Below are 17256 nucleotides of genomic sequence, written 5' to 3' on the forward strand. Positions count from 1 at the left end.
GCTCCATCAACCTCCTTACGGGGACGGACAGATGACGCGGAACTGAACAGTCCGCAGGTAATGACCTTGGTGAATGAGATGGTGAACGCAATGTCAACGGGCCGTTGAGAGAACGGCAATTCGTGATTCGCTCCTTCTTAACGAAGTGCCGGTTCCAATTGATCAGCGAAGCGTGGCACTGCGGAAGGCAAGGAAAAATGTCCCGAGCATGTCCGGGAAAACGCCACTACAAGGTTATCTGTTCCTCATGCGGAACCCGCTACGAGGACGACGGTCTCCTCCTCGACTGCTCCCACCGGCACGAACCGGCCTTCCTGCGCACCGAGTACGACGGGGGCGGAGGGTTCGGAGGAGTCGGAGGTGTCGGAGGGTTCACCGGTGACGCCCCCGGGCTGTTCCGCCACGCCCACCTGCTGCCCGTGGCGCGGACGTTCCCCGACGTCCCCGGCCCGGTCGTGTACCCCTCCGACCGGCTCGGCCGCCGTATCGGCCTGCGGCGGCTGTGGATCGCCTTCAACGGCCACTGGCCGGAACGCGCGGCGCTGCTGCCCACCTGCACGTTCAAGGACCTGGAGGCGTACACGGTCCTCGGCCGCCTGCCCTCCGCGCCGCCCGTCCTCGTCATCCCCTCGGCGGGCAACACCGCCGCCGCCTTCGCCTGGGCCGCCTCCCGCCACCAAGTGCCCTGCCTCGTCGTCGTGCCCGCTCCCGCCCTGGAGCGCATGCGCTTCCCCGCCCCGCTCGCCCCCTGCGTACGCCTCGTCGTCCTCGACGGCCGAGCCACCTACAGCGACGCCATCGCCTGCGCGGACCTGCTCGCTCGCCTTCCCGGCCACCACGCCGAGGGCGGCTCGCGCAATGTCGGCCGCCGCGACGGCCTCGGCACCGTGATGCTCGCCGCCGCCGAGGCCATCGGGCGTCTCCCGGGGACGTATGTGCAGGCCGTCGGCAGCGGTACGGGCGCCATCGGCGCCCATGAGGCGGCGCGCCGGATCCGGACCGGCGACGAGCCCCTTCCCCGCCTGCTGATGTGTCAGAACGCGCCGTTCGCCGCCCTGTACGACGCCTGGAACTCCCGTGGCCCGGCTCCGGCCGCCCTCGAACACGAGCCGCTGGCCCGCGAACTGACCAACCGGCGCCCACCGTTCGCCGTCCGCGGCGGCGTCCGCGACGTGCTCACCGAGAGCGGCGGCGACGTCCTGTGCGTGGGCAACGAGGCCGCGCTCGCCGCCATGGCCCTGTTCGAGGAGACCGAGGGCATCGACATCGAACCCGGCGCAGGCGTCGCTTTGGCCGGTCTGGCGGACGCCGTGCGTGCCGGGCGGGTCCGGCCCGACGAGCTGGTGCTGCTCAACATCACGGGCGGCGGCCGGGTGCGCCAGGCCCGCGACACCACGCTGGTGCCCGCCGAGCCCTGGCTGCGTGTCCCCTGGCCCGGTGGCGACGAGGGCCCGCGGATCGTCGCCGCGCACGTGGAACGGCTGTTGACAAGGCCAGCCGCCGTCGCGAGGGCCGGCCGATGACCCTCCCCCACGTACTGGATCTGTCCGCCGCCCAGCGCTCGATGTGGTTCGGCCAGCGGCTGGACGCCGCCGGACCGGCCTACAACGTCGGCGAGTACACCGAGATCCACGGCCCCGTCCACCCGGCGCTGTTCCAAGCCGCCGTACGGCAAGTCGTGGACACGACGGAGACGTTGCGGGTCCGGTTCTCGGCCGACGACGACACCGTCCGCCAGATCGTCGAGACCAGTCCCGAATGGAGCCTGCCGGTTCTCGACGTCGGCGAGACCGACGCCCGGGCCTGGATGGCGGCCGACTTCGCCCAGCCCTTCGACCTCGACCGGGGCCCGCTCTTCCAGTACGCGCTCCTGCGGCTCACGGCGGACCGCTGGATCTGGTACCAGCGCTACCACCACATCGCCGTCGACGGCTTCAGCTGTTCGCTCATCGCCCGGCGGGTGGCGGACACGTACACCGCCCTCGTCGCGGGCACGCCGTACGCCCCGCCATCCGCCCCACTCGCCCCGCTGGTCACCGCGGACGAGGCGTATCGCGCAGGCGACCGGCTCGACCAGGACCAGGCGTACTGGTCGCGTGCCCTCGCCGACCGTCCCGAGGCGGTGGGCCTGTCCGCCCGCGCGGCACAAGTCGCCGACCGATTCCTCCGGCGCACCGGTCATCTCCCCGGCGCGGCTGGCGACTTGGTGCACGCCGCCGCCGAACGCGCCGGAACACGATGGTCCCGCGTCGTCCTCGCGGCGACCGCCGCGTACCTGCACCGGCTCACCGGCGCCCGGGACATCGTCCTCGGCCTCGCCGTCACCGCCCGGGAGAGCGAGACCGAACTCACCACTCCCGGCATGGCGTCGAACGTGCTGCCGCTGCGGCTGTCCGTACGCCCCGACACCGCCGCCGAACACCTCGTACGCCAAGCGGCGCGCGCGACCAGGGACCTGCTGGCGCACCAGCGCCACCGGGGAGAGGACCTGCGCCGGGAGCTGGACTGGCCTCGGGACGGACGCCGCTTCTTCGGGCCGGTCGTCAACATCATGGCGTTCGGGCCGGAGTTGAGGATCGCCGGGCACGCGACCACCCGTCACAACCTGTCCACGGGCCCCGTGGAGGACCTCGCCGTCAACATCTACGACCGGGCCGACGGCCGGGGCATGCGCATCGACTTCGACGCGAGCCCCGCACACTACTCCGACGCCGAACTCACCGCCCACCACCGGCGGTTCGTCCACTTCCTCGAACACTTCGCCGCTGCCGTCGTCGGTCCCGGCACACCGGTCGGCCGGGTCGAGCTGCTCCTGCCTGAGGAGCAGTCGTCGGCCGGAGTCGACGGTCCGGCACAGCGCGGCGGTGCGGCGGCGACCGTACCCGAACTCCTCGCGGCCCGGGCAGCGGCCGATCCGGACGGCACGGCCGTCGTCCAGGGCGAGCGCGCGACCACGTACCGGGACCTGAACGCCCGCGCCAACCGGCTCGCCCACCGCCTGCTGGGGATCGGCGTCCGGCCAGAGGACCGGGTCGCGGTCCTGATGCGCCGCTCCGACGACCTGATCACCGCCCTACTGGCCGTTCTCAAGGCGGGCGCCGCGTATGTCGGGCTCGACCCGCGCGCCCCGGCCGCCCGCACGCGGCGGATCCTCGCCGAGACCGGCGCGGCGATCGTTCTGACGGACGCGACGGACGACACGGACACCACGGGCGCGGCGGACGACACGTACGAGGGTCTCGTCGTCGTCACCGTCACCCGCACCGGCACCGGCACCGTCACCCGCACCGGCACCGGCACCGGCACCGGCACCGGCACCGGCATCAGTACCGACCCTTCGCTCGCCACGGAACCCGACACCGACCCCGGCGTCCCCCTGCACCCGGACCAACTGGCGTACGTCAGCCACACCTCGGGCTCCACCGGTGTGCCCAAGGGCGTCACGGTCACCCACCGGGACATCGTCGCCCTCGCCACCGACTCCGCATTCTCCGGCGGCGCGCACGCACGGGTCCTGGTCCACTCGCCGACCGCGTTCGACGCCTCGACGTACGAGATGTGGGTGCCGCTGCTCGGCGGTGGCACCGCCGTGGTCGCCGGGCCGGACGAGGACGTGGACGCGGCCTGTGTCGCGCGCCTGACGGCACGTCACGGGCTGACGGCGCTCTGGCTGACCGCCGGGCTGTTCCGGCTCGTCGCCGAGGACGACCCGGGCTGTTTCGCCGGGCTGCGGCAGGTGTGGGCCGGCGGCGAGGCCGTCCCCGCGCCCGCCGTCCGCCGGGTCCTGGCGGCCTGCCCGGAGCTGACGGTCACCAACGGCTACGGCCCGACCGAGACCACCACCTTCGCCACCTGCCGTCCCGTCCGCGCCGGCACCGAGGCACCCGAGCCGCTGCCCATCGGCCGCCCGCTCGACGGCATGCGCGCGTATGTGCTCGACGGCGCCCTGCGGCCGGTTCCGCCGAGCACGGTGGGCGAGCTGTATCTGGCCGGGCCCGGCGTCGCGCGCGGCTACCTCGGGCGCCCGGGGCCGACCGCCGAGCGGTTCACCGCCGACCCGTACGGGCCGCCGGGCGGGCGCATGTACCGCACCGGCGACCGCGTCCGGCTCACCCCCGACGGCGAGTTGGAGTTCCACGGTCGCGCCGACGGGCAGATCAAGCTGCGCGGTTTCCGTATCGAACCCGGCGAGGTCGAATCGGCTCTCGCCGCCCACCCGGAGGTCGCCCAGGCGGTCGCCGTGGTCCGCGAGGACCGCCCCGGCGACCGGCGCCTGGTCGCGTACGCGGTTCCCGCCACGGGTGCGTCGCCGCACCCGGACACCCTGCGCGACCATCTCGCCGGCCGGCTGCCCGACTACATGGTGCCCTCCGCCGTCGTCCTCCTGGACCGGCTGCCGCTGACCGCCAACGGCAAGCTCGACCGTGCCGCCCTGCCCGTTCCCGTCGCCGCCGGCGCAGAGGGCCGGGCACCGGCACCACGCACTCCGCGGGAGGAAGTACTCTGCGCGCTGTTCGCGGACGTTCTGGGCCTGCCCGGCGCCGGTCCGCACGACAGCTTCTTCGCGCTCGGCGGCCACTCGCTGCTCGCCCTGCGGCTCATCGGCCGGATCCGTGACGCCCTCGGTGTCGATCTCAGCCTGCGCGATGTCTTCCGGGCTCCCACCCCGGCGGCTCTCGCCCGGCTGGCGAGCACCCGGTTTGAGCCCGTACAGCCCCTCCCGCGCCTGAGCCGTCGGGCTGTCCCGGACGAGGTTCCCCTGTCATCGGCACAGCGGCGGCTGTGGTTCCTCGACCGGCTGGAGGGGCCGAGCGCGGCGTACAACATTCCCCTGGCCGTACGGCTCACGGGCGGCACCCTCGACCCGGAGGCGCTGAGCGCCGCCCTGGCCGACCTGGTCGCCCGGCACGAGATCCTGCGGACCGTCTACCCGGACGCCGACGGTCTGCCGCGCCAGCGCCTGCTGGACGCATGTGCGGCACAGCCCACGCTGCACGTCGAGCACGTCGAGCACGTCGAGCACCTCACCGAGCCTGAAGTGCTGGAGCGGACGGCCCAGTTGGCCGCGCGGGGATTCCAGCTCGCCACGGACATCCCGCTGCGCGCGCACCTCCTCGTCCTCGGAGCCGAGGACCACGTCCTGTTGCTCGTACTGCACCACATCGCCGGAGACGGCTGGTCCCTGGAACCCCTTGTCCGCGATCTGGCCACCGCCTACCGGGCCCGGTCGGCGGGGCAGGTGCCCGAGTGGGCGCCGCTGCCCGTGCAGTACGCCGACTACGGCGCCTGGCAGGGGCACGTGCTGCTCCGCGACGACCTGATGTCACGTCAGCTCGCCCACTGGCGGCGGGAACTCGCCGACCTGCCCGACGAAATCCCGCTGCCCGCCGACCGGCCGCGTCCGGCACGCTCCACCCACCGGGGCGGCGACATACCGGTCCGGCTGGACGCGGCTCTGCACCGGCGGCTGCGCGAGCTGGCGAACGAGAGCGGCGCGACGGTGTTCATGGTCGTCCAGACCGGGCTCGCCGCCCTGCTCACCCGGCTGGGCGCGGGCACGGACATCCCGCTCGGGACGCCGGTCGCGGGCCGGGCCGACGAGGCGTTGGACGACCTGATCGGCTGCTTCCTCAACACCCTGGTCCTGCGCGTCGACACCTCCGGCGAGCCCACGTTCCGAGAGCTGCTGGACCGGGTCGGCGAGACCGATCTGGCGGCGTACGCCCACCAGGACCTGCCGTTCGAGCAGGTGGTCGAGGCCCTCAATCCGCCCCGCTCACTCGCCCGGCACCCGCTCTTCCAGGTGATGCTCGCCTTCCGCCCCGGCGCCGAACCACACCTCGGCCTGCCCGGGCTGTCGTCCCGGACGCTGCCCGTGGAGACCGGCGCCACCAAGATCGACCTGACGTTCAACCTTGCCGAGCGCCGCGCGTCCGACGGCTCCCCGGACGGTATCGAGGGCGTTCTCCAGTACAGCGCCGACCTTTTCGACCGCCGCAGCGCCGAGGAACTCGCCGACGGTCTGGAACGGCTGTTGCGGGCCGCCGTCGAGCATCCCGACCGGGCGATCGGCGCACTCGACATCCTCGGCCCGGACGAACGCCGGCGCCTGCTCACCGAGTTCAACGACACGGCACGCGACGTGCCGGACACCACCTTTCCCCGGATGTTCGAGGAACGCGCCGCCAGGACGCCGGACGCCGTCGCCGTGGTGGACGCCGACACGAGCCTCACCTACCGGCAACTCGACGCTCGGGCCGATGCGTTGGCGCGCGCCGTGACCTCGTACGGCGCCGGGCCCGGCCGGATCGTCGCCTTCGCGCTGTCCCGGTCCGTCGACCTGGCTGTCACCGTGCTGGCCGTCCTCAGGGCGGGCGCGGCCTATCTGCCACTCGACCCGGATCACCCCGCCGAACGGACCGCGTATCTCCTCGCGGACGCCGATCCCGTCTGCCTGATCACCGACGAGGCCGTACGCCACCGGCTCCCCGCTTTCAACTGCCCCACTGTGACCCCTGACGCAGACGCTCCCGGCATCCCCCTCACCGCGGCCCGTCCCGCCGACCCGGCGTACCTGATCTACACCTCCGGCACCACCGGGCGGCCCAAGGGCGTCGTCGTCGAGCACCGCAACCTCACCACCTATGTGGCCCGTTGCGTGGAGGCGTACCCGAGCCTGCGCGGCACCTCTCTGCTGCACGCCACCATGTCCTTCGACGCCACCGTGACGACTCTGCACGGCGGGCTCGCCGCGGGCGGCACGGTCCACATCGCCGCCGTTCATGATGCGGGTGCCACCCCGCTGCCCGGCGGCTACACCTTCCTCAAGGCCACCCCGAGCCATCTGGCGTTACTGCCCGCGCTGCCCCACGACATCTCGCCCGCCGAGGAGTTCATGCTGGGCGGCGAGGCCCTGGTCGGCGAAGCCCTGCGCGCGTGGCGCGGGGACCATCCGCACGTACGCCTCGTCAATCACTACGGCCCGACCGAACTCACCGTCGGCTGCACCGACCACCGCATCGAACCCGGCGACGACCTCCCGTCCGGTCCCGTGCCCATCGGGCGCCCCATGTGGAACACCCGGGCATACGTCCTGGACAGGCGGCTCAACCCCGTCCCGGCGGGAGTCGAGGGCGAGTTGTACGTGGCGGGCGCCCAGGTGGCGCGGGGCTACTGGAACCGGCCGGGCCTGACGGCCGAGCGGTTCGTCGCCGACCCCTTCGGGCCGACCGGCGAACGGATGTACCGCACCGGCGACCTGGCCGTGCGCCGCTCCGACGGGACTCTGGAACTGCGCGGGCGCGCCGACGGCCAGCTCAAGATCCGCGGCCTGCGGATCGAGCCCGGCGAGATCGAGGGTGTGCTCACCGCTCACCCCGCCGTCGACCAGGCCGCGGTGGTGGTGCGCGAGGACCGGCCCGGCCTCAAGCGCCTGGTCGGCTACCTCGTCGGCCCCGCCGACGCCGACCGCGCCGACAGCCCTGACTACGCCGACGTACGGGCGTATGCGGCGCGGCGGCTGCCCGACCACATGGTCCCGGAAGCCCTCGTGGCGCTGGACGCCCTGCCGATGACGGCCAACGGCAAGCTCGACCGTGCCGCCCTGCCCTCGCCCGCCGCGGCCCCCGAGACCGAGGGCCGCAGCCCTCGTACCCCGCAGGAGGAGATCCTGTGCGGGCTGTTCGCCGAGGTGCTCGGGGTGCCCGCCGCTCAAGTCGGCGTCGACGACGCCTTCTTCGACCTCGGCGGCGACAGCATCGCGTCCATCCACCTCGTCAGCCGCGCTCTCGCGGCCGGTCTGCGGCTGACCCCACGCGACGTGTTCGAGCAGCGCACCGTCGCCGGCCTCGCCGCCGTGGCGGCGGCCCGTCCCGCTCCGGAAGCAGGCGCGGCCCATGGGGCGCCGGTCGGCGATCTGCCGCTCACCCCGGCCATGCACCGGCTGCGCGAACGCGGCGGCCCCATCGGCTCGTTCAGCCAGTCCGTCCTGCTCGTCGCCCCTGCCGGGGCCGACGAGAAGCGCTTGGCGGCGGCGCTCCAGGCCGTACTGGACCACCACGATGTGCTGCGCATGCGGCTGACGATCGACGACGGCGACTGGACGGCGGTCGTCCCGCCGCCCGGAACCGTGGACGCCGGCGCGCTGCTGGAGCGGGTCGCCGTACCGGACGGGGACTTCGGGCCTGCGCTCGACCGAACGACGCCCGAACTGCAGCCCAGCACCGGGGAGTTGGTGCACGCCCTCTTGTTCGACGCCGGAGCGGACCGTGCCGGACGGCTGCTGCTGACGGTTCATCACCTGGCCGTGGACGGTGTGTCCTGGCACATCCTGCGCACGGACCTGGCCGCCGCCTGGCGGGGGGACGAACTGCCTCTGCCCGGTACCCCGTTCCGGCACTGGGCCCGGCTGCTGGCGCAGGAGGCCCTCAGCGCGACGAGGACTGCCGAACTGGCCGTCTGGCGACAGATGTTGGACTCCCCCGACCCGCTGCCGGGCATCCGGCGCACCGACCCCGGGCGGGATCTCGTCGGCGAGATGCACCACCTCACCCGTGCACTCCCGGCCACGGTGACCGACGACGTACTCACCACGGTCCCCGCCGCCTTCCACGCCGGCCCCGAGGATGTCCTGCTCGCCGCGCTGTCGATGGCGTTCGCCCGATGGCGCCGTCATCGGGCGCTCCTCCTCGACGTCGAGCGGCACGGGCGCGAGGACATCGCCGACGGCATCGACCTGTCGCGGACGGTGGGCTGGTTCACCAGCGTCGTCCCGGCCCGGCTGGACCTCGCCGGGCTCGACCTCGATGACCCGACGCAGGTCCTCAGGAGCGTCAAGGAACAGCTGCGCGCCGTGCCCGACCACGGCATCGGTCACGGCCTGCTCCGCCACCTCAACCCGGACACCGGCCCCGCCCTGGCCACGCTCCCGGTCCCGCACATCGGCTTCAACTACCTGGGCCGTACGACCCGCGAGCCGCGGGCCGACTGGTCGACGGCCCCGGAGGAGCTGCCGGGGCGCCTCGCTCTGGGCGCGGCCCACGACCCCGGCCTGCCCGTCGCACACGGTCTGGAGATCACCGCCGTGGCCACCGACGACGGGCTCCGTGCCACCTGGTCATGGGTGCCCGGCATCTGGTCCGAGGACGACGTACGCGCCCTCGCCGGACTGTGGTGCGAGGCACTGACCGCCCTGGCCGCCGACACCGTATCGGCGGGTGGACACACCCCGTCCGACCTGCCGTTGGTGTCCCTTTCCCAAGCAGAGATCGACGAACTCGAAGCCGAGTTCGGAAGCGAGTGGAGGTAATTCACGGTGACTCGGTCCGGAATCTCCGACATCCTGCCCCTGTCGCCGCTGCAGGAAGGCCTGCTCTTCCACGCGCTGTACGACGACGAGCGGGCGCCCGACGTGTACGCCGCCCAGCTGGTCCTGGAACTGGCCGGCCCCGTCGCCCCCGCCGCCGTACGGGCCGCGGGGCAGGCCCTGCTCGACCGGCACCCGAACCTGCGCGCCTGCTTCCGCCGCCGGGACGCCGGGCAGCCGCTCCAGATCGTTCCCACGGACGTCGAACTTCCGTGGGCCGAGGCCGACTTGTCCGCGTGCGACGAGTCCGAGCGTGGCGGGTCCGAGCGTGGCGGGTCCGAGCGCGAGGCGGCCTGGCAGCGGCTGATGGACGAGGAGCGCACCCGCCGCTTCGACCTCACCAAGCCTCCGCTCCTTCGCTGTCTGCTCGTCCGCTGGACGCCGGACCGGTACCGGCTGGTGATCACCAACCACCACATCCTGCTGGACGGCTGGTCGAAGCAGCTGCTCGTCCGCGAGTTCACCGCCCTGTGCAGGGGCGAGCACCCGACCGCTCTGCCCCCGGTGCCGCCGTACCGCGACTACCTGGCCTGGTTGGCCCGTCAGGACCGTACCGCCGCCGAGGAGGCCTGGCAGGACGCCCTGTCCGGGGTGAGCGAGCCGACCCTGCTCGCCCCAGCCCCAGCCGCTGCCGGTGCCGGTACGACCCTCCTGCCGCACGAACTCGTCGTCGAACTTCCCGAGGAGCTGTCGAACGCCGCCGAATCGGCGGCCCGCGCTCTGGGCATCACCCTCAACACCCTTGTCCAGGGCGCCTGGGGCCTGCTGCTTGGCCGGCTGACCGGCTGCACCGACGCCGTCTTCGGGCAGACCGTCACCGTCCGCCCGCCCGAACTGCCGGGTGTCGCGTCGATGGTCGGCTTCTGCATCAACACGGTTCCCACGCACGTCCGCTGGCACGACCACGACACCGTCGCCGGTCTCCTGACCGGCCTCCAGACCCGTCAGGCGGGCCTGCTGCCGCACCAGTACCTCGGCCTGGCCGACATCCGGCGCGCCACCGGCACGGGCGACCTCTTCGACACGCTGCTGGCGTTCGAGAGCTACCCGGCATCCGCCGTCAAGAACCCGTCCCAGGCCCCCCAGGCCACTCAGGTCACCCAGCTCACCGGCCGCGACGCCACGCACTACCCGCTGACGCTCTCCGTGCTCCCCGCCCGCCGCCTGGCCCTTCGCCTGTCCTACCGGCCCGACCTGTACGACGAGACCGGCGCCCGCGTACTCCTGGACCGTTTCGCCACGGTCCTGGAGACCATGGTGGCCGATCCCTCGCGTCACGTCGGCGAGGTGGAGACGCTGCTGCCCAGCGAACGTGAGCGCCTGCTGGACCGGGCGGGCCCCACCGCCGTACCGTCCCCGTCGTCCATGTCGTCGTCGTCCATGTCGTCGTCGCCCACCCTGCCCGAGCTCTTCGCCCGCCAGGCGGCCCGCACCCCGCACGCGACGGCCGTCGTGCACGACGATGAGCGCCTCACCTACGCGGAGCTGGACGAGCGGGCGAACCGTCTGGCGCGGCTGCTCGCGGCCCGCGGTGCGGGTCCGGAGCGGCTGGTCGCCCTGGCGCTGCCGCGTTCGACGGAGCTGGTGGTGGCGGTGCTGGCGGTGCTGAAGACCGGTGCCGCCTACGTGCCGATGGACCCGGAGTATCCGGCGGACCGGCTGGCCTTCATCGTGGCCGACGCCGACCCCGTGCTGCTGGTCACGACGGCGGAACTCGCGCCGGGCCTGCCCCCGTGCGCGGCGCCCCTGATCACGCTCGCGGACATGCCCGACCACCCCTGTGAAGCACCGCCATTGCCGCATCTGACCGGCGACCACACCGCGTACGTGATCTACACCTCGGGCTCCACCGGCTGGCCGAAGGGCGTCGCGGTGCCGCACCGGAACGTCGTGCGGCTCTTCGAGTCCACCCGGCACTGGTTCGGCTTCGGCCCGGACGATGTGTGGACGTTGTTCCACTCCTACGCCTTCGACTTCTCGGTGTGGGAGCTGTGGGGAGCGTTGCTGCACGGCGGCACGCTCGTGGTGGTGCCGTTCGCGGTGAGCCGCGAACCAGAGGAGTTCCTGCGGCTGTTGGTACGCGAACGGGTCACCGTGCTCAACCAGACCCCGTCGGCCTTCGGCGAACTGCTGCGCGCCGACGCGAGCCTGCCGGACGTAGGACGCGAACTGGCCCTGCGGTACGTCGTCTTCGGCGGTGAGGCGCTGGACTTCGCGCGGGTCGCCGAGTGGTACACGCGGCACCCCCAGGACGCGCCCGTCCTGGTCAACATGTACGGGATCACCGAGACGACGGTCCACGTCACGGGCCTGCCCCTGACCGAGGAGGCAGTACGCGACCGGCCCGGCGGTGCCGGCCGGGCGGGCAGCGCCATCGGACGCGCCATCCCCGACCTGCGCGCGTACGTCCTGGACGCGGGGCTGCGGCTGGTCCCGCCGGGCGTGACCGGCGAGCTGTACGTGGCCGGTGCGGGCCTGGCACGCGGGTACCTGGGCCGGCCGGGGCTGACGGCCGGGCGGTTCGTGGCCGATCCGTTCGGAGCCGACGGCGAACGGATGTACCGCACGGGCGACTTGGCGCGCCGGTCCGCCGACGGCGAGCTGGAGTACATCGGCCGCGCGGACGACCAGGTCAAGATCCGCGGCTTCCGCGTCGAACTCGGCGAGGTGGAGGCGGCGCTCGCCGGCCACCCGGAAGTGACGCAGGCGGTCGTGGTCGTACGGGACGGGCGGCTGGTCGGCTACGTCGTCGGAGGGCCGGTTGACGGGGACGAGCTGCGGCGGCACGCGGGCCGGACGCTCCCGGAGCACATGGTGCCCTCGGCCGTGGTCGTCCTGGACCGGCTGCCGCTGACCGCCAACGGCAAGCTCGACCGTGCCGCCCTGCCCGCCCCGGCAGCCGCGTCCGGCGGGGGCCGGGGCCGGGCCCCGCGCACCCCGCAGGAGGAGATCCTGTGCGGCCTGTTCGCCGATGTCCTCGGGCTGGAGCCGCACCGGGTGGGCGTGGACGACGGCTTCTTCGACCTCGGCGGCGACTCCCTGCTCGCGATGCGGCTCGCCGACCGGACCAGGGCCGTGCTCGGCGCCGGGCTGCCGGTACGGGCCGTCTTCGAGGCGCCGACGCCGGCCGGGCTGGCCGGCCGGCTGAGCGAGGGCGAGGACGCACGACGGCCCGAACTCACGCCGCGGGAGCGGGGGCAGGCCCCGATTCCGCTGTCGTACGCACAGCAGCGCCTGTGGTTCATGAACCGCATGGACGGCGGGCACACCACCTACACCGTGCCCTGGGCACTGCGCCTGGCCGGGCCCCTCGACCGGCAGGCCCTGGAAACGGCGCTCGCCGACCTCGTGGTCCGGCACGAGCCGCTGCGCACCCTCCACCCTGACTTCCAGGGCACTCCCTATCAGCGGATCCTGGACCCGGAGGCGGGACGCCCACGCCTGTCCGTCGTACGGGCCACCGAGGCCGAACTCCCCTCACTGCTCACCACCGCCGCGGGGCATCGGTTCGACCTGTCCGCCGAAGCACCGCTGCGCGTCACCCTGTACGCGATCGACGACGACACCCACGTCCTGCTGCTGCTCGCCCACCACATCGCCGTCGACGGATGGTCCATGGCACCTCTGATGCGGGACCTGGAGACGGCCTACGCGGCGCGGGCCTCCGGGCAGGCCCCGCGGTGGCGGCCGCTGCCCGTCCAGTACGCCGACTTCGCGCACTGGCAGCGCGATCTGCTCGGCGCCGAGGGCAATGACAATGGCCGTGGGCTGATGGGGAATCAGATCGCCTTCTGGAAGGAGGCATTGGCCGGCGCACCCGACGAACTGCCGCTCCCGGCCGACCGCCCGAGGCCCGCGGAACCCAGCGGCCGCGGCGACCGGGTCGCCCTCACCGTCGACGCGGATCTGCACACCGCGCTCGCGGACCTGGCCTCGACCTCCCGTGTCACCGTGTTCATGGTGCTCCAGGCCGGGCTCGCGGCAGTGCTGACCCGGCTCGGCTCGGGCACCGACGTCCCCATCGGAACGCCGGTCGCCGGACGCGCCGACGGCAGGCTGGACGACCTGGTCGGCTTCTTCGTCAACAGTCTGACCCTGCGCACCGACACCTCGGGCAACCCCACCTTCCGTGAACTGCTGCACCGCGTACGGGACTTCGATCTGGCGGCCTACGCCCATCAGGACGTGCCGTTCGACCTCCTCGTGGACGCCCTCAGCCCGGAACGCACCCTCGCCCGCCACCCGCTGTTCCAGGTCATGCTGGCCTTCACCGGCCACACATCCGGCGGCGGACCGTCCCTGTCCGGCCTGGGCGTCACACGCGAGCCCGTGGAGACCGGCGCGGCCCGCTTCGACCTCTCCTTGTATCTGAGTGAGCGCCGCGACGCCGACGGCTTCCCGGCGGGTATCGACGGGGTCGCCGAGTACAGCACCGATCTGTTCGCCCCCGCCACGGCCGCGCGGCTCACGCGGCAGCTCGTCCGCTTTCTGACCGCCGTGTCCGCCGACGCCGACCGGCGCATCGGCGACGTGGACCTCCTCGGCGACGACGAACGGCGGCTCCTCGACGATTGGACCGCGACCCCGGCGGCGACCTCGGGCGCAGTGCGCCCGGCCTCGATGGCCGAGCTGTTCCGGGAGCAGGCGCGGCGGGTCCCGGACGCGGTGGCGCTCGAAGGAGACGGTCGCGAGCTGACGTACACCCAACTGGGCTCACACGCCGAGCAGTTGGCGCGGGTGCTGGCCGGACACGGCGTCGGTCCCGGAGATGTGGTGGCGGTCGAGCTGCCGCGCTCGGCGGACCGGATCGTCGCGGTGCTGGCGGTGGCGCTGGCCGGTGCGGCGTTCCTGCCGGTGGACCCGTCGCTGCCGCCCGAGCGGATCGGCTTCATGCTGACCGACGCCCAACCGTCGTACGTGCTCAGGGACATCGCCGCCGTCGAGGGCCCCGAGGGCGAGTTGCCGGCCGCGTACCCTCCGGGCCAGGCCGCGTACGTGATCTACACCTCGGGGTCGACCGGTGAACCGAAGGGCGTGGTCGTCGAGAACCGCGGGTTGGCCGCTCTCGCGGCGACGCAGGTCGAACGGTTCGGGCTCGGCCCCGGGGCACGGGTGTTGCAGTTCTCCTCGCCCGGGTTCGACGCGTCGGTGATGGAACTGCTGATGGCGTTCGCCTCGGGCGGGACACTGGTGGTGCCGCCCGAGGGACCGCTGGTGGGCGAGGCGCTGGAGCGGGCGCTGACTGAGGGGCGGATCACCCACGCGCTGGTGCCGCCCGCGGCACTGGCGACGCTTCCCGCAAGCGGCCTCCCCGAGCTGCGGACCCTGGTGGTGGGCGGAGAGGCCTGCTCAGGCGAGCTGGTGGCGCGGTGGGCGCAGGGTCGGCGGATGGCCAACGCCTACGGGCCCACAGAGTCCACGGTCTGCGCGACGATCAGCGTGCCCCTGTCCGGCGATCGGACCCCTGGAGCCAAGACCCCGCCCATCGGGCGGCCCGTCGCCGGCACCCGGGTGCATGTGCTGGACGCTTGGTTGCGGCCGGTCCCGCCCGGCGTGGTGGGCGAGTTGTACCTCGCCGGTGACGGTGTGGCGCGCGGCTATCTGAACCGGCCGGGGCTGACGGCCGGGCGGTTCGTGGCCCACCCGTTCGGCACTCCCGGCGAACGCATGTACCGCACGGGCGACTTGGCGCGCTGGACCGCCGACGGCGAACTGGAATACGCGGGCCGCGCCGACGACCAGGTCAAGATCCGCGGCTTCCGCATCGAGCCGGGCGAGATCGAGGCCGTACTGTCCCGGCATCCGGCTGTGGCCCAGGCGGCTGTGACCGTCCGGGAGGACGAACCCGGCGAGCGGCGGCTGGTCGGCTATGTCGTCGGAGGGACCGTCGGACAGACCGTTGATGTCGATACGGTCGATACCGTTGATACGGATGAACTGCGGCGGTACGCGGGCGAGTCGCTGCCCGACTACATGGTGCCGTCCGCCGTCGTCGTACTCGACAGCCTGCCGCTGACGCCCAACGGAAAGCTCGACCGCGGGGCCTTGCCCGCGCCCGGCCCCGGTGCGGCGGTACGGCCTGAGGGACGAGCACCGGGGACTCCCGCCGAGCGCGTCCTCGCCGGGCTCTTCGGTGAGCTGCTGAAGTTGCCCGAAGTTCCGCTCGACCAGGGGTTCTTCGCCCTCGGCGGGGACAGCATCTCCTCGATCCGGCTGGTGAGCAGGGCAGCCGAGGCGGGGGTGGTGATCAGCCCCCGGGACGTGTTCGAACACCAGACGGTGGCCGGGCTGGCGGCTGTGGCGCGTGGTTCGGTCGGCGCGCCCCGTGCCGCCGGGCACGTCGGCGACGGCGTCGATGCGCCCCGTGCCGCCGAGCACGACGGCGGCGTGGGCGCGGTGCCGCTCACTCCCGTGATGCGGTGGCTCCTGGAACGTGGCGGCCCGATCGACCGGCTCAGCCAGTCCGTCCTGCTGGCGGTCCCGGCGGGCGCCGGTCTGCCGCGCCTGACCGAGACCCTGCAGGCGCTGATCGACCACCACGACATGCTGCGCTCCCGGCTCACCCCCACCGGAGAACTGGATGTGAGCCCGGTCGGCGGACTGCGCGCAGCCGATCTGCTGACGCGCCGGGACGTCTCCCGTACGGACGACCTCCACGCGGTCGTGGCCGAGGAGTTCGACCGGGCCCTGGGCCTGCTCGATCCCTCGGCCGGGCGGATGGTGCGGGCCGTGTGGTTCGACGCCGGGCCGGAGCGCACCGGCCGTCTGCTGCTGGTCGTTCATCACCTGGCCGTGGACGGGGTGTCCTGGCGCATCCTCGTACCCGACCTGGAGGCCGCCTGGGAGGCGGTCTCGGCGGGCCGTACTCCTGAACTGCCGCCCGTCGGCACATCGTTCCGACGGTGGTCCGCCCTGCTGGGCGAGCAGGCCCGCACGCCCGCGCGGATCGCCGAGGCAGAGCTGTGGCGCCGGATCGCGGACGCCCCGCGCACCCCGCTGGGCACGCGCCCGCTCGACCCCGACCGGGACACCGCGGCCACCACACGTTCGCTGCGGCTCACCCTGCCGCCCGAGGTGACGAACCCTCTGCTCACCACTGTCCCGTCCGTCTTCGGGGCCGGCGCTCAGGACGTCCTGCTCACGGGACTCGCGCTGACCGTCGCCGACCGGCAGGGCTCGCCGCACGTCGTGCTCGACGTCGAGGGCCACGGCCGCGAGGATCTGGCGGAAGGGCTCGACCTGTCCCGCACGGTGGGCTGGTTCACCTCGCTCTACCCGGTTCACCTGGACCTGACGGGTGTCGACCTGCGCGACGCCCTGACCGCGGGACCCGCCGCCGGCGTCGCGGCCCGGCGCGTCATCGAGCGGCTGCGCGAGCTGCCGGACCACGGCGTGGGCTACGGCCTGCTGCGTCACCTCAACCCCGACACGGGGCCCGACCTCGCCAAGCAGCCCGCTCCCACGATCGGCTTCAACTACCTCGGCCGGTTCACCGCGCCCACCGACGCCGGCATCTCCCCGTGGGCCTTCGCCCCTGAGTCGTCCGCCCTCGGCAGCGGATCCGACCCCGGCCTCGCCGCGGCACACGTCCTCGACCTCAACGCCGTCGTACGTGACACCGACACCGGTCCAGAGCTGGTCGCCGACTGGTCCTGGCCCGACGGCGTGCTCACCGAGACGGAGGTACGGACCCTGGCCGAGTCCTGGTTCGCCGCGCTCGGCGCGCTCGCCACCCGGGCCGGCCACTCCCCCGGCACCGAGGTGTCGCTGACGGCCCTGCCCCAGGACGAGCTCGACGAACTCGCGGCGGGCCTGGACGGCTAGGGCCTGTCCGACCGTGATCCGCCGGACACGCCCTAGCGGGGCCGACCACCACCCGAGACGGAGGACGA

At 73.2% G+C, this 17256-nt stretch carries 3 protein-coding genes; all 3 read left to right on the forward strand.

The window, feature by feature from the left end; genetic code table 11:
• The first annotated feature begins 197 nt into the window (after positions 1 to 197).
• Genes FE633_RS21015 through FE633_RS21025 form a run of 3 tightly spaced genes read left to right on the forward strand, consistent with a single transcriptional unit; the run spans position 198 to position 17188 of the window.
• Complete coding sequence (locus tag FE633_RS21015) at positions 198 to 1523, forward strand: cysteate synthase (protein ID WP_138046699.1); 1326 nt, start codon at positions 198 to 200, stop codon at positions 1521 to 1523.
• Complete coding sequence (locus FE633_RS21020) at positions 1520 to 9307, forward strand: non-ribosomal peptide synthetase (protein ID WP_138046700.1); 7788 nt, start codon at positions 1520 to 1522, stop codon at positions 9305 to 9307. Before FE633_RS21015 ends, FE633_RS21020 begins: the two co-directional genes overlap by 4 nt.
• A 6-nt stretch (positions 9308 to 9313) precedes the next feature.
• Positions 9314 to 17188, forward strand: a complete 7875-nt coding sequence (locus tag FE633_RS21025) for a non-ribosomal peptide synthetase (protein ID WP_138046701.1) — start codon at positions 9314 to 9316, stop codon at positions 17186 to 17188.
• Positions 17189 to 17256: the final 68 nt, after the last annotated feature.

The sequence above is a fragment of the Streptomyces montanus genome (genome assembly GCF_005786655.1).
GTDB classification, from domain to species: domain Bacteria; phylum Actinomycetota; class Actinomycetes; order Streptomycetales; family Streptomycetaceae; genus Streptomyces; species Streptomyces sporangiiformans.

Coding starts and splice junctions, on each gene's coding strand:
- FE633_RS21020 (WP_138046700.1), top strand. CDS start 1,520: ATGACCCTCCCCCACGTACTGGATCTGTCCGCCGCCCAGCGCTCGATG.
- FE633_RS21015 (WP_138046699.1), top strand. CDS start 198: ATGTCCCGAGCATGTCCGGGAAAACGCCACTACAAGGTTATCTGTTCC.